The 17,629-nt window shown below is 68.0% G+C and carries 15 protein-coding genes and 1 tRNA gene; 5 read left to right on the top strand and 11 right to left on the bottom strand.

Annotated features, from left to right (window positions below):
- Positions 1–359 precede the first annotated feature (359 nt).
- Positions 360–1,322 carry a LuxR C-terminal-related transcriptional regulator gene (locus RIE32_11435; GenBank protein ID MEQ9096863.1) on the bottom strand — a complete coding sequence of 321 codons (963 nt, stop codon included), beginning with the start codon at positions 1,320–1,322 and terminating at the stop codon, positions 360–362.
- A gap of 256 nt (positions 1,323–1,578) precedes the next feature.
- Positions 1,579–2,262: a dTMP kinase gene (gene tmk, locus RIE32_11430; protein MEQ9096862.1), complete on the bottom strand. Its 684-nt coding sequence runs from the start codon at positions 2,260–2,262 to the stop codon at positions 1,579–1,581.
- A gap of 19 nt (positions 2,263–2,281) precedes the next feature.
- On the opposite strand from tmk, the gene RIE32_11425 reads away from it, so the two are divergent.
- Positions 2,282–3,526: a PD-(D/E)XK nuclease family protein gene (locus RIE32_11425; protein MEQ9096861.1), complete on the top strand. Its 1,245-nt coding sequence runs from the start codon at positions 2,282–2,284 to the stop codon at positions 3,524–3,526.
- A gap of 3 nt (positions 3,527–3,529) precedes the next feature.
- On the opposite strand, the gene RIE32_11420 is transcribed toward RIE32_11425, so the two are convergent.
- The 5 genes from RIE32_11420 to RIE32_11400 all read right to left on the bottom strand — a co-directional run bounded on the left by RIE32_11420 (position 3,530) and on the right by RIE32_11400 (position 8,020).
- On the bottom strand, positions 3,530–3,895 hold the full coding sequence (locus tag RIE32_11420; GenBank protein MEQ9096860.1) for a DUF1622 domain-containing protein: 366 nt from the start codon (positions 3,893–3,895) through the stop codon (positions 3,530–3,532).
- A gap of 54 nt (positions 3,896–3,949) precedes the next feature.
- Positions 3,950–4,765 carry a hypothetical protein gene (locus RIE32_11415; GenBank protein MEQ9096859.1) on the bottom strand — a complete coding sequence of 272 codons (816 nt, stop codon included), beginning with the start codon at positions 4,763–4,765 and terminating at the stop codon, positions 3,950–3,952.
- 51 nt (positions 4,766–4,816) lie between these two features.
- Positions 4,817–6,799 (bottom strand): transketolase, encoded by a 1,983-nt coding sequence (locus RIE32_11410; GenBank protein ID MEQ9096858.1) that lies wholly within the window; start codon positions 6,797–6,799, stop codon positions 4,817–4,819.
- Between the two features lie 267 nt (positions 6,800–7,066).
- Positions 7,067–7,636, bottom strand: a complete 570-nt coding sequence (locus RIE32_11405) for a hypothetical protein (protein ID MEQ9096857.1) — start codon at positions 7,634–7,636, stop codon at positions 7,067–7,069.
- Positions 7,637–7,645: 9 nt separating this feature from the next.
- On the bottom strand, positions 7,646–8,020 hold the full coding sequence (locus RIE32_11400) for a transcriptional repressor (GenBank protein ID MEQ9096856.1): 375 nt from the start codon (positions 8,018–8,020) through the stop codon (positions 7,646–7,648).
- 95 nt (positions 8,021–8,115) lie between these two features.
- On the opposite strand from RIE32_11400, the gene RIE32_11395 reads away from it, so the two are divergent.
- A complete protein-coding gene (locus tag RIE32_11395; protein ID MEQ9096855.1) occupies positions 8,116–9,345 on the top strand; it encodes an aminotransferase class V-fold PLP-dependent enzyme in 1,230 nt (409 codons plus the stop codon).
- Here the strand turns inward: RIE32_11395 and RIE32_11390 are convergent, their stop codons facing one another.
- The 3 genes from RIE32_11390 to RIE32_11380 all read right to left on the bottom strand — a co-directional run bounded on the left by RIE32_11390 (position 9,346) and on the right by RIE32_11380 (position 12,409).
- Positions 9,346–10,743, bottom strand: coding sequence for a tetratricopeptide repeat protein (locus RIE32_11390; GenBank protein MEQ9096854.1), 1,398 nt, complete (start codon positions 10,741–10,743; stop codon positions 9,346–9,348). It lies immediately after the preceding gene.
- Positions 10,744–10,913: 170 nt separating this feature from the next.
- Positions 10,914–12,149: a PRC-barrel domain-containing protein gene (locus RIE32_11385; protein MEQ9096853.1), complete on the bottom strand. Its 1,236-nt coding sequence runs from the start codon at positions 12,147–12,149 to the stop codon at positions 10,914–10,916.
- A 187-nt stretch (positions 12,150–12,336) separates the two neighbouring features.
- A tRNA-Glu gene (locus RIE32_11380) sits at positions 12,337–12,409 on the bottom strand.
- A 77-nt stretch (positions 12,410–12,486) separates the two neighbouring features.
- Between RIE32_11380 and astB the strand changes: the two genes are divergently transcribed.
- The gene (gene astB / locus RIE32_11375; protein MEQ9096852.1) at positions 12,487–13,884 is read left to right on the top strand and encodes an N-succinylarginine dihydrolase; all 1,398 of its coding nucleotides are present in this window, start codon (positions 12,487–12,489) and stop codon (positions 13,882–13,884) included.
- Between the two features lie 232 nt (positions 13,885–14,116).
- On the opposite strand, the gene RIE32_11370 is transcribed toward astB, so the two are convergent.
- Entirely contained in the window at positions 14,117–14,614 is a 498-nt protein-coding gene (locus RIE32_11370) for a type II secretion system protein (protein MEQ9096851.1), read from the bottom strand.
- 343 nt (positions 14,615–14,957) lie between these two features.
- Here RIE32_11370 and RIE32_11365 point away from each other — a divergent pair, with 343 nt between their 5' ends.
- Positions 14,958–15,779, top strand: coding sequence for a prepilin-type N-terminal cleavage/methylation domain-containing protein (locus RIE32_11365; GenBank protein ID MEQ9096850.1), 822 nt, complete (start codon positions 14,958–14,960; stop codon positions 15,777–15,779).
- Positions 15,780–15,800: 21 nt separating this feature from the next.
- Positions 15,801–17,597 carry a VCBS repeat-containing protein gene (locus tag RIE32_11360; protein ID MEQ9096849.1) on the top strand — a complete coding sequence of 599 codons (1,797 nt, stop codon included), beginning with the start codon at positions 15,801–15,803 and terminating at the stop codon, positions 17,595–17,597.
- Positions 17,598–17,629 lie beyond the last annotated feature (32 nt).

Here is a 17,629-nt window from a genome sequence, read left to right as displayed (position 1 = left end):
CCTCGCCGGCGGGGGCGTTGCGCGGTGGGGGGGCACGGTGGGTCGGGCGCGTTGGTCTCGGCCGTGCGCCGATGTTCGACGCCTGCGCGGAGCCGCCCCGAAGACGCGGCGGCTGCGCTGCGGCTGGACCAATTGAAGTGTTCTTGAGGCGCTCGCTTCGCTCGCTTGCGGGCTGGCGCCCGGGCCCTGGCGGGCCTCGCCTCCGCATGCGCTCTTCGCTCGCGGACTCGCTCGGCGGATGCTGCGGCGCGGGGCACACGGCGCGATGTGAACGCGCCGTGGGCCCCGCGCCGGGCGAAGCCCGCGCATGGGCCCGCCGCCGAGGCGACAAGGAAACTCCCCGCCGCCGAGGCGACCAGTCACACCCTCTTCAGCTTCCCCGCCTCGGCCGTCAGCCCCGCCCGCATCGCGTACCTGGCCATCTGCACGCGGTTGTTCGTGCCCAGCTTCTTGTGGATCGCATCGCAGTGACGCTCCACCGTGCGCGGGGAGCGGCCAAGCGTCTCGGCGATGTCCCTGGTTGCCATGCCCTGGCCGATGAGCGCCAGGACCTCGAGCTCGCGCGCGGTCAGCGCCTCGAGCTCGCCCAGCTCGGCCAGCATCGGGGCCAGCGTCGTGAAGCGCTCCTCGGCGTCGGACGCCGGCGGGCTGGCGCCCGGCTTGGGCTCGCACTGGGCGCCCGCCCGGCCGGTGGCCACCGAATCGGAGCCACCGGGATCGAAGCGGCCCTGCACCGCCACCACCAGGTACGCGGGGCCCTCGACGACCAATGGGTCCTGGCTGGCCAGCGGCCACACGTCGCACTGGACCTGTGCGCCCTCGTGGATGAAGCGCAGCACCGCCGGCTTGCCGCTGGTGCGCGCCGTGTGCACGGCGTCGGGCCCCACGCGGGCCCACACGCCCCGGCGACCGGCAGACGCGGCGCGAGGGTGGGCGTGGGCCGGGTCGTGCTGGCTGGCGGTGGCGCCCTCGGCGGCGCCCCGGGGCACCGTCAGCCGGACGAACCGGCGGTTGCTGGCGATGGTGCGCCCGTCGCCGTCAACCAGAGCCAGGCCCAGGGCCGGCTCGTCGCCCAAGAGCTCGATGAGCGCGGCGACGGCGGCTGGCCCCAACTGCCCGGGGCCATCGGCCAGCGGCGCCGGGAGCGAGCCGGGCGCACCGGCGGGCTTGGGGGCCTGCGGGGCGTGATGGGCCGGATGGGCAGGTTCGCCGCGGGGCCCCTCGGGCGGCCGGGCGAGCGGACGTGCCGCCTGCCGGGGTGCTTGGTGGCCCGGCTGGTTGGGCGGCTGGCCGGGCGTATTGCCGGGCGTGTTGGCAGCCATGTGGGGCGAGGGCGATGCCCCGGGGCCGGTTGGTCCCGTAGACCTCTGCGCATCCCCCGACCCGGACGAGCCCCTCGAGCCCGGGGCCCCACTGGGGTTGGGGGTATCGGACGGACGGTCGGCCATGGGTGGCCTCCAGCGCCGGTCGTGGACCCGGGTACCCCCAGTCTACCGCCACATCGAAATTCCCGCAAGCCAATTGTGCCCGGGCCGCCATGGATTGGGTGTTTCTTCTCACTTGGCCGGCGGCCCGCCCTCAGCCAAAGCGGGCGGCCAGCGTGTCCAGCACGTCGGCGAAGACCGCCTCGGGCGGCCGCGTGGCGTCGATGCGGGCGTAGCGGTCCTTGCCCGGGCCGCCGTGGGCGGCCATGTCGCCCTCGACCTGGGCCAGGTAGCCGCGGCGCACGCGGGCGTGGAAGGCGGCGCCCTTGGCCTCCATCCGGTCCAGCAGCAGGCCCAGGCGGCCCGCGGCGGTGGCCTCGTCGACGTCGAAGACCAGGTTCAGGTCCGGCTCGCCCACCGGCTCGGCCCCGTGCGTGACGACCCGGGCGACGGCCAGGATGTCGTCGATGCTCAGCCCGCCGGCGACCCCCTGGTAGGCCAGCGTGCTGGCGACGAAGCGGTCGGCCAGGACGACCCTGCCCTTGGCCAGGGCCGGGGCGATGCGCTCGGCGACGAGCTGGGCCCGGCTTGCCATGTACAGCAGCATCTCGCAGCGGACGTCCATCTCGGCCTGGCGATGGTCGAGCAGGACGTCGCGGATGGCCTCGCCTGCGGCGGTGCCCCCCGGCTCGCGGACGGTCTCGACCTGGATGGCCGCGTCCTTGAGCATGGCCTCGAGCATGCGCAGCTGGGTGCTCTTGCCCGAGCCATCGGGCCCCTCGAAGACGAGGAAGCGGCCCTTGAGGCGACCGAGCCAGGGTGGAGGTGCGGGCGGCATGGAGGCCAGTGTAGACGGTATGATGGCGACGATGGCCGAGGACAGCCCGCAACTCGACGCTGTGCAGGCCCTCGATGCGCTGGAGGCGTTCGTCGTTGGCAACGACGACCTGGCGCAACTCGAAGAACGCATCGGCCGGTTTAACATCTTCGACGCCCTGGGCATCGTGCGCGCCGAGATCCGCCACAGCCAGTTCCTGGCGTGGCTGCTCGACCCCGGTGAGAGCCACGGCACGGGCCAGTTGTTCCTGCGCGCGGTGGTGATGGACATGCTCGCCCGCGCGCCGCGCGGCCTGCGACCGTGCTCGCCCGTGGAACTGGACGGCCTGGACCTGGGCCAGGTCGAGATCTCGCGCGAGCGCGATCACATCGACATCCTGATCGTGATCGACGAGCCCAGGCTGGTCTTCGCGATCGAGAACAAGGTCGATTCGACCGAGCACTCCGGGCAGCTCGAGCGATACCGCACGCTCGTCTCGCGGCGATATCCGGGCCACAAGCACCTGCTGGTGTACCTGACCCGTCAGGGGGATGAGCCCAGCGACGAGGCGTGGTCGCCGTACGGCTACGCCGACCTGCACCGCACGCTGGCACGGGTTCGGAGGCTTAACGAGGGCGGCGTGGGCGAGGACGTGGCGGCGTTCCTGGACCACTACCTGCGGATGATCGGGAGCCGATTCATGGACGATCCGAAGATCGACGAGCTGTGCGAGCGGATTTACAAGAACCACCGGCAGGCGTTGGAGTTGATCTTCGAGCGCAAGGGTGACCCCCGAACGCCGTTCATCGAGGCGTTTGCGCAGGCCATCACCGATTCTGGGTACCTCGGCGAAGTCAGTGACCGCACGTCGAGCACGTTCCGCTTCACCCCGGCCGAGTGGATCGAGGCGCTTCCGGCGATCAACCGGCGGCCCCAGATGCACCCCAGCGGCTGGATGTTCATGACCTTCGCGATTAACGCGACGATGACCAAGGCGAACGTGCAGGTGGTGGTCGGCCCCACGACCGAGCCCGATGTGCGCGCTCGGTTCTTAACGGCCATCCAAGACAAGGGCGGAGACTGTGGGTTCAAGATCGGTCGGGCCAAGATCACCGATCGGTGGACTCGTGTGTTCAGCCAAACGGTCGTACGGACGAACTCGGGGGTGCAGGGAGACGCAAAGACGCTGGAGAAAATCAGCTCCGCTGCCACCGACATGGTCGAGCGGATGCAGCGAATGACGGACTTCGTAGCATCGCACTTCGCTTCGGCCGATGCCGACTAGCAATCACGAATGGCTGTGCTCGGGCTTGTGCTCCCAGGGCCAGCGGCCGCTGCTCTCCAGCTCGAGCGTGAAGCTGAGGAACGTGCGGATGAGCACGACGATGGCCAGCACGCCCACGCTCTGGAACGTCAGGTCGACCGCCACGGTGTGGATGATGTCGGCGGCCACCAGGAACTCCAGCCCCAGCAGGATGCCCCGGGCCAGGCGGCGGCGGGCGTCGCGGTACAGGTCTCCGTGCGGACGGCCGGCGACCAGGTGGACCGCGGCCAGGACGAGCGTCCACACGAGGACCAGGACGATGACGGCGATGCCCACGGCCTCGATGCCCGCGGCGCTCCACTCGGCGAAGGTGGTGACGTACTGGCGCATGGAGCAGGGTACGGGCCCAAGGCCGCCGGCCAGACCGAGCAACGCGGCTTCGGCCTACGCACCCAGCGGCGGCGGGCCCGGGTCGAACCCGTCTGGCTCGATGGGCTCGCCTTCGTCCGCGGCCGGGGGCGTGACCAGCACGTAAAGCACGCCGAAGGCGCAGGCCATGAAGGGCATGGCATAGAAGATGAACGGCAGGAAGAGCAGCAGCGCGCAGACCAGGCCGATGAGGCCCATGACCACGCCGGTGAGCCAGAGCTTGAAGACGTGGCCCTCGGTCATGTACCAGCTGAGCTTCAGCGCGTCGATCGGGCCGGGGCGAACGCCCCTGGGATCGATGCACACCAGGTACGAGAACCACAGCCGCATAGCCAGGTAGATCAGAAGCACGATGAGCGCCAGGCCGAAGATGACGCCCACGGCGATGGCCGCGGCCGTCGACACCGCCGCCAGCACGCCGACGACCAGCGCCCCGCCCGCCACGGCGACCAGCGTGATGACCCACGAGCCCACGGTGAGGATCAGGCCGATGGCGACGACGGGCCAGTAGCGGGTAAAGCCCAGGAAGATGTCTTCGAACACGCCGCCGCCATCGCGGTATCGACGGGCGGCGAGCATGCCCAGTCCCACGCCCAGGGGCGTCTGCACCAGGAACTGCGAGGCCGTCGAGACGGGGTTGAACATGGCGTCGGGCCCGACGAGGGCCGTGTCGATCAGGGCGGCCACGACGGTGCAGGCCCCGGTCAGCAGCAGCACCACCAGCGATGCGCCGAGCATGAGCCCGTAGTTGGCCATGAGCAGCTTGTGCGCCTCGCCGATGGCCTCGCCCACCGTGAAGTCGGGCGTGGGCCCGCGCAGATCGTCCATCATGTCGCTCCCCGGTGACCGCTCCCGGGCGGCCCGCCATCGATCCCGGCCGAGTTACACCACCTGCAGCACGTCCTTGACGGCTGCGACCAGGTCCTCGGCCGTCAGGCTGCACTGCTTGAGCAGCTCATCGGCGGTGCGCGCGCTGCTTGGGATGTGGGTGACGTGCATCTGCTTGAGGGTGAAGCCGTCGCCGCTGTGGGCGATGGCCTCGGCGATGGCGCTGCCCAGGGCCCCGCCGTAGTTGTCCTCCATGGAGATTACGAACCCGCCGTTGGCGCCGATGATGTCCAGCAGCTTGTCCTCGTCGAAGGGCAGGCTGTACATGTCCACCAGCGTGGCCTGGATGGCCGCCTTGTCGAGCAGCTCGACGGCCTTGTTGGCCTCGTGCACCATGTAGCCGCTCGCGCAGATGACGATGTCTCGGCCCTCGTTCAAGACCTCGAAGCCGCCGAGGTTGAAGACGTCCTCGGCGCTGTAGAGGAACTCGACGTCCGGGCGGTGGGTGCGCATGTAGCACGCGCCCTCGTACTCGGCCATGACCTGCGACAGGGCGTAGGCGCTGTAGGCGTCGCTGGGCTGGAGCACGTAGCAGCCCGGATTGCCGCGGTGGTCCTTCATGGTGGTGAAGCTGCGGAACCAGCTGACGTCGGGCAGGCCCATCTGGCTGGGGCCGTCGGCCGCCAGCGTGATGCCGCTGTGGCTGCCGACGATCTTGATGTTGGCCCCGCTGTTGATGGCCATCTCGATCTGGTCGTACGCGCGGGTCAGGAACTTGGCGAAGCTGCTGCAGAAGGGAATCTTGCCCGCGGCGCTCAGGCCGGCGGCCATCGAGATCATGTGCTGTTCGGCGATCTTGCACTCGAAGAAGCGAGGCGCCAGCGAGCTGTCCTTGGCGAAGGTCTCGGCGAAGGTCGAGTTGCTCACGTCGGCGTCGAGGACCACCACCTGGGGCATCGGCTTGCCCATGGCGCGCAGCGCCAGGCCGTAAGCGCGACGCGTCGCCAGGCTGGCGGTCTGGCGCAGGCTCTCCATGTCCAGCTGCTTCATGGCCTGGTCCATGCTGGGAACCTCGCCCTCGCCCTGGGGCGCGGCGGCCGGCTCGGGCGGGGGCTGGATGGCGAAGCTGTCGGCGCTGCTCAGGGCGCTGGTGAGCTCGCCGCGACGCTCGTCGAGCTCGGCCTTAGCACGCTCGAGGGCCTGGTTCTTGGCGGGCTTGCCGTGCCAGCCGTTGCCCTGCATGGACGGCGCGCCCCAGCCCTTGATGGTCTTGGCGACGATGGCCACGGGCTTGGTGGTGGAGTTCAGGTCGGTGTCGTCGGCCACGCCGTGGGCCCGCTCGAAGGCGTTGCGGATCTGGGCAGGGTCATGGCCATCGATGGTGATGACCTCGAGTCCGAAGGCCTCGAGTTTCTTTGCAAGCCGCTCGGGGCCCTGCTGCTCGCTCACTCGGCCGGCCTGGCCGTAGCCGTTGCAGTTGAAGATGGGCACGACCTTGCGGAGCTTGCGCTCGGCCAAGTAGTCCAGCGCCTCGGCGATCTGGCCCTCGCGGCTCTCGCCGTCGCCGATGATGCAGTAGACCACGCGGTCGCGGCCGTCGAGCCGGTCGGCCTCTGCCAGGCCGCAGGCGACACTCAGGCCCTGGCCCAGCGAACCGGTGGCGGCGTCGAAGAAGGGGAAGCCTTCCATGGGGTTGGGGTGGCCGTCGAGCTCGCTGCCCTGCTGGCGGAGCGTGAGCGCGTCTTCGAGCGTCAGCGGGCGGCGGTTCTCGGGGTCTCGCCCGACCATGACGCCCAGCTTGCAGGCGGCGGCGTAGACGACGGGCACGGCGTGGCCGGCCGAGAGCACCAGGCGGTCGCTGGTGGGGTAATCGGGATATTCGGGGCTCCACCGCATGGTGTGGAACAGCAGCACCGTGGTGATGTGCGAGAGGCTCATGGCCGTGGTCGGGTGCCCGCTGCCAGCGGCCTCGGTCATCTCGAGGGACATCTTGCAGAGGTCGATCGCCTGGGCGTGGACGGCGGCTTCGAAGGACATGGCGCTTCCTTTCTGTCCCGGTCACGCCCCCCAAGGCCGGCGGCGGTCGCCGCGACCGTGGGACGAGCCGGGCCCGACGGGAAGCCGTCATGGGCCGCTGCTGTCTCCCTGAGGAGCGCCGGACCGCCCTGGGGGCGGGTGCCGAGGGTCTCTTGTCGTGCTGCGGTACCCACCAGCCCGGCACGAGGGGCCGGCGGCGCACGCCGCACGGCAGAGTATCTGCCGGTGGATCGAGAATGGCAACCCCGAGACGCCGCGAAGTAGGCGTTAGAACAGCCCGTTTCCGAAGTCTGGCCCCGCCTGGGTGGGTTCCTGCGGATCTGTTGGTTCGCGGGCGCCCGGGGCGGCGCCATCGGGATTGATGAGGTCAGCGAACGACTCCATGGCCGCCCGGCGGGATGCCCGGATGGTGTCGCCATCGGTGTACCAGCGGATGTGGTCGGCCATCAGCTCGGCCGCCGGCCGATTGCCCAGGATGCCGACGTCCAGCGTCAGATCGGTCATCGTCGGGGTCAGGCGAACCAGCGTGAGCATGGCCAAATCGCCCCGTTCGCTGCGGACCTGGTAAACCCGCCGACGCACGATGCCGTCCGTCCGCAACTCGCTTGTTAATTCAACGCTCAGGTCCAGCCCGATCAGAGCGCGCTCGGCGGCCAAGGTCACCCTCTCGAAGCCCGCGTCCTCAACGAACTCCAGTCTCGAGCCCGTCCACGCGGCATAGCCGAAGTTCGCGACTGACGCGATGGGCGCAAACCCAAGCGCTGCACATCCCGCACACGCGAAAAACGTCGTGCACAACAGCGTGCCCCACGCCAGACTCTGTGAGCGCCGGTACATCCAAGGAGCCTATGCGCAGGCGGCACAAGTGCCATAGAGCACGATCTCATGCCGGGAAACCCGGAACCCATCGGGAGCAAGCCCCGCGGGGTTGTTCACGCAACCGCGGACCTCGTAGACGCGCCCGCACGCATCGCACTTGAAGAAGTGGTGGTGGCTGGCGTTTCGGTCGGCCGGCTCATAGCGAGCGGGCTCGCCGGGCAACTCGACGGTGGTCAGTTCCTCGTCTTCGAGCATCAGCTTGATCGTGCGATACACGGTGGCCAGACCGATGCCCGGAACGTCCTGCTGCGCCCTGTCGAGCACTTCCTGGGGGCCCAGCGGTCCGTCCGCATCATCGAAGACCGAGCGGATGGCCCGGCGCTGGCGTGTGTCTCTGGTCATGACAGCATTTTATGCGCGTAGTCACATGGGGGTTTCATCGATCCGTGCGTACGTGCCGCGGGGCTCGCCCGGGGTCCGAGCAATACAGTGTGTGGATGCCTGATTCGATCGATGCCGGAACCACCCCCACGCGCCTGTACCTGGACAACGCCGCGACGAGCTTCCCCAAGGCCCCGGGCGTGTACGAGGCCATGGCCCGCTATGGCGCCGAGATCGGGGCCTCGCCGGGCCGCGGCGGCTATCGCGAGGCCCGGCAGGGCGCCGCCGTGCTGGGCGAATGCCGGCGGCTGATCGCCCGCCTGATCAACGCCGAGGATCCCGACCGCGTCATCTTTACGCTGAACACGACCGACGCCCTGAATCTGGCCATCAAGGGCCTGGTGTTCCAGAGGCTGCGCACCGATGCCGACGCCCGGATCCACGTGGTGACCACCGCGATGGACCACAACTCGGTGCTGCGGCCGCTCAATGCCCTTAGGGCCATGCTGCCGGGGCTCTTCCGCTGGACGCGCGTGCCCGTGGATGCGCGCGGCATCGTCGATCCCGAGGCCATCGAGGCGGCCCTGACCGACGAAACCGCCCTCGTGGCGGTGGTGCACGCGAGCAACGCCACCGGCGCGATCCAGCCCATCGCCGACATCGGCGCACGCTGCCGAGCCCGTGGCGTTCCGTTCCTGGTCGATGCCGCCCAGAGCGTCGGGCACCTTCCGGTTGACGTTCGCCGCGACGCGGTGGACCTGCTGGCCTTTCCCGGACACAAGGGCCTTCTTGGGCCGCTTGGGACCGGCGGCCTGCACATCGGACCGGGCATGGAAGAGAAGCTGGACACCCTGCGCGAGGGCGGCACCGGATCTCGCAGCGAACGCGATACCCAGCCCACCGAAATGCCCGACCGCTACGAACCGGGGTCGCATAACACCGTGGGCATCGCGGGCCTCATCGCCGGCGTGCGATTCGTGCTCGACCGCCGCATCGACTCGATCCGTACCCACGAAGTGGCGCTCATCGAACGGTTTATTGCGGGTCTGGACGAGATCCCCGGCGTGCGGTTGGTCGGGCCACGCGATCCGGCCGACCGCGTCGCGGTGTTCAGCTTGATCTTCGAGGGCGTCGAGCCCGATGAAGCCGCCGCCATGCTGGAGCGTGAGCACGGCCTGCTGGTACGTGCGGGCCTGCACTGCGCACCGGGGGCTCACGAGTCGATGGGCACCACGCCCCTTGGCGGCACGGTGCGTGTGAGCTTCGGACCGTTTACGAGGCCGGCAGACGTGGAGCGCGCCCTGGCAGGGATCGCGCAGGTTGCGCCCGTTGCGGCGTCTGGCTGATCAGGCTCGCGGTGCAGGCCGGCGCCGCAGCAGCCAGACCGACGCGAGCCAGTGCAAGCTCCAGCCCAGGCGATGCAGCTTCAGTTGCACGTCTAGGCGACGCAGCGAGGCGTCTTCGGGCTCGATCGAAAGGCCTTGGCGGATCCAGTAGCGGGCACGCGACCACTGGCCTTCTCGCAGCAATGCCAGCGCGATGTTGTGCATCGCCGGCACGAAGCGCGGGTCGAGGCGCACGGCCTCTCGGGTGGCGTCGATGCCTGATGCCCGGTCGCCGGCGTGGAAGTGGGCCAACCCGAGCCAGTGCCACAGGCGGGCATCACTGGGACGCATGCGAACCGCCCGGCTCAGCACGCGGATGGCCTGCGCCTGGCCGCCGGCGTCGATGAGCAGTTCGCCCAATTCGGCAAGAGCGGCGCCGTCTGCCTGAGACTCGTCATCGCCCTGGACCTCGGCCGCACGACGCAAGCGCTCGACCTCGGCTTCGAGCAACTCGATGGTGCGCTGGCGATCTTCGGTCTTGGCCGACGCCAGGAGCAGCCGCGCCAGCCGGCGCGTGACGCGGCCGTTGTCTGGTTCGAGCCGGCGGGCGACATCAAGGTGCACCACCGCCTTGGCGGGCTCACCACGCTTCTCGTGGAGGAAGCCCAGTTCCGCGTGCGCCTCGGCGTGGTCGGGCTCGAGTTCGAGCACGCGACCGAACTTCTCACGGGCCTCGTCCAGGCGTCGCATTTCGACCAGGAGCCGCCCGAGGTTCATCAAGACCCCTACGTCGCCGGGATCCTCCCGCAGCTCGATGAGGAACAACTGGCGGGCACGCTCGTGGCGACCCGTCTGCCAATAGGCCTCGGCCAGCTTCGCCTGGACGCCAGGCAGTTCGGGATCGAGGCGTGCGGCCTCGCGCAAGCACCAGACCGCGCGATCATGCAGCCCTCGGGCAAGCAAGCTCGCCGCGATGGCCGAATACGCCTCGGCGCAATCCGGCTTGCGCTGCTGGAGCATGTAAAAGGCCAGTTCGGCCTCGTCGTGATCACCCAGTTCGGCGTGCGCTTCGATGCGCGCGATGGCGGGGTACGTCTCGCCCGGCTCGGCGGACTCGGCCTTGTCGAACCAGGCAAGGGCCTGGCGGACCTTGCCGGCCCGCACCAGGTTCACCCCGGCGGCCATGGCGGCGTTGAAGTCTCCCGAGCGGAGTTGGTAGCTCTCGCCGAAGGCCGAGGCGGCCTCGTCGTAGCGGCCGTCGGCCTCAAGCGCCACCCCGAGGTTGAACAGCCAGTCGGGCTGGTACGGATTCAGGGCGATGGCTTCGCGGAGCGCAGCGGCAGCCTCAGCCCATCGGCCGGCTTCGTAGAGATCGTGGGCCCGTTCAACGTGGGCCTCGGCGTCGATCCAATCGCTCATGGTCGCCCTGGCGTCCTCCGCGGGCGACGGCCATCCCGCCCGCGTTCCCATTGTATCGTCGGCCCCGGCATCTTCTCTCCGCAATGCGCAAACAAAGGGGCCGAAACCCTCGTTCTCGGGCCCGGCCCCCTTCAAGTGGCGCAAGCGACAGGGCTTGCGGGCGTCTCGAATCAGCGGCGGGCCGAGTACACCGGGGGCTCCACCTCAAAGACGACGAACATCCGCTCGCGGTTCGATCCCTCGCGCAGCTTCGCCGGATCTTCGGGCAGGACCTGAGCGCCGCCCAGCATCTCTCGGGAAGCGTCCAGGGTGATGGCGTCCTCGCCGACGCGGGCGATGCCAAAGGGGATGGCCCGCGGGCCCACGTCCTGGCCCCACCAGTCGCCGTCGGTCTCGATGGCCAGCACGGCCACGTGACCGGTCGTCAACTCGAGGTATGCGTCGGAAACTTCGCCGACCTCGTCGTCGGAGCGTCCCCAGATCACGTTCTCATCGATGACGTCCGAGATCAGGACCATGGGTCCGGGGCTCCGCTCGCTGTCGGAGCGCATCATGCGGTTGGTCCATGCCGGCTCGAGCTTGTCGTTGCGGTAGGTCACCTGCTCGCCGTCGAGGGTGGCTGTCTTGGCGAACATCTTGCCGTCATAGCCCTGGAAGGCCTCCACCTCGATCCGCTGGCCGCGCACGGGCGCGCCCTTGCCGCCGGTGGTGTACCAAGCCGGGCCGAGCACCACCCAGTTCCCGGTCTCCTGGGCCTGATTGCCGTCGCGGCCCTGGTTTCCCTGCTGGCCGCTTCCATCGCCGATGCGAACCCGCATCCAATGCCGGCCCTCGCCCAGGTCGACGCGGTCGACCTTCTCGATGGTGCCCGACATGGTCTTTGTCTCGGCGTCGGCATCGGCGGCGGGCAGCTTCTGGCGGAGCACGCGCTGGGACTCTGCCAGCGTGCTGAGGTTGCGCTCCCATCCGTCTTCGAGGCGGTGCCAGCCCTTGGGCAGCACCTTGTCCTCGCCCTCGAGCATGTCTTCGCTCGCGTTCAGGGACAGGTTCATGTTCGTGGCATCAACGAAGAAGGCTTCGAACGGTACCGAGACGTGCGTGCCGCCGAAGCCCAGGAAGCCACCCTCTCGGATGACGACGGCCTCGATGCGGCCCGTGCCTCGATCCACGATCATGTCTTCGATCGTGGCAAGTTCGTCGCCCTGACGATTCGTGAGCGGCTCGCCGAGAATCTTCTCGGCCGACTGGAAGACGTAGGTGCGATCCTGCTGCTGCTCTCGGTCGGCCTGTTGGTAGCCCCGGTTGGAGTCCTGGGCCTGGACGGTGGCCAGACCGGTGATGGACAGGGCAAGGCCGGCAGCGGCGGCCGTGATCAGCGCGGTGTTTCGAGTGTTCCTGAAGGTCATGGTGTGGCTCTCCTTGGTCTCGCCCGAGAGGAGCCCCACACGGGCTCGCGTCCACGGGCGATGGTCTATCAGAGAGCTTCGCTGATGCCACTGAACCTTCGGTGACGCAATGGTGAATCGGGCCTCATTCTGCCGCGGCGGGAAGCGGCGAAGGAGGCCTCTGACCACACTGAACGATATTAGGGAATGACCCCACCGGGATTCGAACCCGGGTCGCCGCCGTGAAAGGGCGGTGTCCTAAACCACTAGACGATGGGGCCGCCGTGGAAGAGGCTGAGGATAGGTCGAAAGTGCCCGCCGGCCAAGCGTTGTACGCCACAACCCCCAACAATCGCCGATGCCCACCAATCCCGCTCAACCGGCCACCGCCACGGTGGAGGCAAACTTCGATAGCCTCGTCGGTCCGACGCACAACTACGCGGGCCTGGCCCACGGCAACCTGCTGAGCGCCGAGCACGCGGGCGTGGCCGCCCACCCCAAGCGTGCAGCCCTCCAGGGGCTGGAGAAGATGCGGACGCTCCGGTCGCTCGGGCTGACGCAAGGGATCCTGCCGCCACAGGTCAGGCCCGACATTGCCTTCCTCCGGGCGATCGGCATCCAGGGTGAGGGGCCGGCCGAGGTGATCGCGGCCGCGGCCAAGGACGCGCCGCGGCTGCTCGCATCGGCCAGCAGTTCCAGCAGCATGTGGGCGGCCAACGCGGCCACCGTGTCGCCCGCGGCCGACACAGCCGACGGCCGCGTGCACCTGACCACCGCCAACCTGGTGACCAATGCGCATCGTTCGATCGAAGCCGAGCAGACCACCCGGACGCTGCGCGCCATCTTCGCGGACGAGAATCGCTTTGCCGTCCATCCGGCCCTGCCGCCAACGCCGGACTTTGCCGACGAAGGCGCTGCCAATCACACGCGGCTTGCGCGGACGCATGGCGATGTGGGCGTCGAGATGTTCGTCTACGGCCGGTGGGGCGAGGGAGAAGGCGCCGATGGTCTGCCCCAACGCTTTCCCGCCCGGCAGACGCTCGAAGCGTGCCAGGCAATCTCGAGGCTGCACGGCCTGGACGTGGCTCGGGTGGTGTACTCCCGCCAGCACCCGCAGGCGATCGACGCCGGCGTGTTCCACAACGATGTGATTGCTGTCGGAAACGGGCCGGTGCTGCTCGCGCACGAGTTGGCGTTCGCCGACCGCCTTGCGACGTATGACGACATCCAGCGTGCGTGCCAGGGCTTGGGCTTCGAGCCGGTGATCGTCGAGGTGAGCGCCGATGAGGTGCCGATCGAACTGGCCGTACGGCGATACCTGTTCAACAGCCAGTTGGTCACCCTTCCAGATGGCTCAATGGCGCTGGTCGCCCCCACCGACTGCCGAGATGAGCCCCGCGTGGTCTCGGCGATCGATCGGATCGTTGCCGACGCGTCGAACCCGATCGGTGCAGTGCATTACGTCGACGTCCGCGAGAGCATGCAGAATGGTGGTGGTCCGGCGTGCCTGAGGCTGCGAGTTGCACTGGGGCCGGCCGATCTTCAGGCAATGAATCGCGGCGTTCTGCTGACCGAGGAGTTGGGCCAGAAGCTCGAAGGGTGGATCGAGCGACACTACCGCGAGACGCTGGCGCCGGCCGATCTTGCCGATCCGGCTCTGCTCGAGGAGTGCCGCTGGGCGCTTGACGAGCTCACGGGCATCCTGGGCCTGGGTTCGATCTACCCGTTCCAGAAGGCCGCCGTGACGGTCTGGTAAGAACTCTCCCTGATCGACACTTTTTTTGCACTTGTCGCGTGAGCGACGCTGCCGCTCGACGCTCTGATGCGTGGAGGGAGGGAGGCACCACGCACCCGGCGCAACAACGGGGCGCGTGGCTGCCGCCGCCTTGGATCATCATCTGGCCGCGAGGGGCCGCATCTCGGATCCGAGGGAGAGCGGGGCGGCCGGCCGGTGCGTCAGCATCGGTCGGTCGCTCCCGTGCGCGCACTCAGAATTCCACGATGAAGTAGAAGCGATCGGCCGCGAACTGTTGGAAGCCGCCCGTGGTCAGGTCTCCATCGTCGAAGAGTGCGTCGACCTCGGTCATGTAGGCGGCGTCCTTCCGGGTCGCCGCATCCTGGAAGTGGACGCCGATGCCCAGCGTGATGTCGTAGTCCGGGCGTGCCTCGCTGTCCCACGAGCCGCCGATCGGGGTGCCATTCTCCCAGGATTGCGGATCGATGAAGTCCTCGAATCCGGCAGGGATGGTGCCCGAGCCCCCGTCGCCGATCCACGTGCCCGTCCGGGAGCGATGGATGACGGCGGCATCGGTAAAGAGTTGGATCTCTCGCACGAAGGCCGTCTGCTGGGTGTTGCCCATGGCATTGGCCGCCTGTGGCATCACGATCGCCGCGAGGATGCCGAGGATGACCACGACGATGAGGATCTCCACGAGCGTAAACGCTCGACAACGAAGATTCCCGGACTTGGGTCGGCTCACGGGCATGGCGGCTCCTCTCCTACCAGCATCGAATGGACCGCCCATCGCCGCCAGACGAAGGAAGCCTTCGCCGGCCACTTGGTTGGATCGCACCGACTGAACATGGCAAGGGCAATTCTCGGACGGGACAAGGTCCGGATCGCTTGGTTCCGAACGAGTTCGATTTCCTATCCCTGCACGTATGGCCTGGGATTCATGAGAATCTGTCCTCATCGCCAAACCTCGGATGCCCGCGCTGCTCGGAGGACCGAGTCCGATCCACGATTGGGTATGGAACGAACGGACGATTGCCGTAAAAAATGAGGTTCGCTGGAACCGGCATCGAGGTTATACTGCCGGGGTGACCCCCATGAACCATCATCGTTATCGCGCCTTCACGCTGATCGAGTTGCTGGTGGTGATCGCCATCATCGCGATCCTGATCGGCATCCTGATCCCCAGCCTGGCTGGCGCCCGGGACGTCGCGCACACGACGATCTGTGCGCAGAACCTTCGGCAGATGGGCGTGGCGATGACCGTGTATGCCACCGACTACAAGGAGCAACTCTGGCCGGCCGAGGATTGGGCCTTCGGGCGTGATGCGCGAGGCCTGATCGATCGATCGGACCCCGGCGTGATCTTTGACTACGTGGAAGACGCTCACGAGATCTGCGGCTGCCCCAAGAACAAGCGGCGGTCGGGCGACGGACGCTCCAGCGGAACGCTGTACGGCTCGTTCACCGATCTCAACTTCGACTACACCATGTTCGACGAAGTGCAGGGCTACCGGCTGGGCCAGGAGGTTCAGGTTGCGCGGCTCATCGACGTGCGTGCGAGCAAGCCCGTCCGCATGACCTCGAGCGCAGCCGAAACGCGCCTGACGGCCATGCGGGCCGTGCCGGTGTACATCGAAGAGAGCGTCTGGTTTTATAATCAGCAGTTCACCGAGGGCTACTGGGGCAACCTGGACCAGATCACTGATCGACACGACAAGGGCGGACACATCCTGTATGCCGACGGCGTGGTGGAGATCGCCAAGTTTGAGAAGGGCCCGCGAGGCGAGAAGGTCGAAGAGCGCGAAGACTTCACCGCCAACTGCATTTACGCACGCGTGAACAACGGCAACGCCGACTGGTGGAAGATCACCGATCGCGGGCAGAGCTACGGCTGGATCAACTCGCCCGACAGCTGATTCGACGCGGTATCATGCCGCATGCTCACCAGACTGGATGATCCCTGCCTGAGACTTGTCGCGGGCCTGGCGGCGTCGATCGCCGCCTGTGTGCCCGCCCACGGCCAGCTTCGGTTCACGGATGCGACTGCACGCGTCGGCCTGGAAGACGCCGAGGGACCGATCAGCGCCGCCCACGTGTGCGCTACGGACCTGAACGGCGATGGGTTTGACGACGTGGTGATCGACCGCCAGCGCGTGTTCCTGAACGTTGCGGGCGACGATGGCGGGCGCGTGTTCCAGGAGGTTCTGGCAAGCGGCTTGCCGGTGCATCGGCGCGGCGACATCATCGTCTTTGCGGACCTGGACAATGACGGGCGCCGCGACGCCATCATCGCGCGTTCGCTGGACGTCAACAACGAGCAGTTCACCCCGCCCGAAGAAGGGACACCCGGAGCACTCGCATGGCTGCGAGGCAACGGTGACGGGACGTTCGGCCAGCCGATTGGTTCGTTCACGGAGATCCCAGAGGCGACCGCCGGTACGACGGCGTCGATGGCCTTGGGCGACGTAAACGTCGATGGCCGACTCGACATCGTGCTGGGCCAGTGGTACACGAATTATGGAGCGGGCTACGAGGGCTACGCGAACGACGTCCTGCTTCAGCGGGCTGACGGGTCCTTCGAGCGGATGCCTCTGCCAGTCGATGGCGTGGCGTTCGACCCTGAAACAGACGCGGGCGGGCGACCGACGTACGGCGTGCTCGTCGCCCATGTCTTGGGGGACGGCGCTCCGGGCAATCATCCTCAGATCCTGGAACTGAATTATGGTCGGCGCTGGAATCGACTATGGATGCTCGATGACGACGACGCATGGCGTGACGTCGCGCCACGGGTGAAGCTCGACGGCGACGCCATCCGCCACGGGCGTCACCCGGACTGGTTGAAGGAACGCGCCAAGGCCGATCCGCGGTTCGATCGCGATGATGAGCCGCCATTTCGGGCGAACGGCAATACGTTCGACGCTTCGATCGGAGACGTCGACGGCGACGGAGCGTTCGACGTGCTCCTGGCCGAGATTACGCACGGCTGGGCGGGCGAGAGCAGCGATCCGACGCGCGTGCTCCTCCGGCGCGATGGCGTGGCGGGTCCCATGTTCGTTACCGACGAGTCGTTGTCGCTTGATCGATCGCCCTCGGATCCGAGCGTGCAGAGTTGGAACCAGGGCGATATCTATGGCGCACTTGCCGACTTCGATCTGGACGGCCGGCTCGACGTCCTGGTGTGCTCGAGCGACTACCCCGACAATCAGCGCCTCCGCATCTGGCGGCAGCAGGACGACGGCTCGCTGATCGACGTGACCAGTTGGATCGGTATCGATCACATCGGCGCCGGGCAGCCGGCGCTGTTGGACTTTGATGGCGATGGCGATCTCGACATCCTGGTCGGCCAAGGCTTCAACAGGCTTGGCGCCGCCCAGCGAGCCGGGCGATCGCCGCGCGTTCGCCTGTTCGAGAATCGCGCGGCTGACTCACTCGGCCGAACGGCGGTCGTCCTGCGGCTGGTGGGCGGGCCGGAATCGGGCGTGAATCGTGACGCGATTGGCGCCGTCGTACGGGCCACGGTCGAACTTGACGGCAAGCCGAAGATGCTCACGAGGCAGGTGGTGGGCCCGGGCGGACACCAGGGCAAGCAGGGCACGATCGCCGTGCACCTGCCCGCCGGCCCCGAGGGCGTGAGCCACGTCGAGATCAGCTGGCCGAACCGGGCCGGGACGAAGACCATCCTTCGCGACGTCGCTCCCGGCTGGCACACGGTGTCGTTCGAAAGCGACCGCTAGAACCCACTGACGCAACGCACAAAGAAAACCGC

It is taken from the genome of Phycisphaerales bacterium (assembly GCA_040221175.1).
Classification (GTDB): Bacteria; Planctomycetota; Phycisphaerae; order Phycisphaerales; family UBA1924; genus JAHCJI01.
The sequence above is the reverse complement of the archived record's forward strand: the minus strand, read 5'-3'. Positions and strand labels throughout refer to the sequence as shown.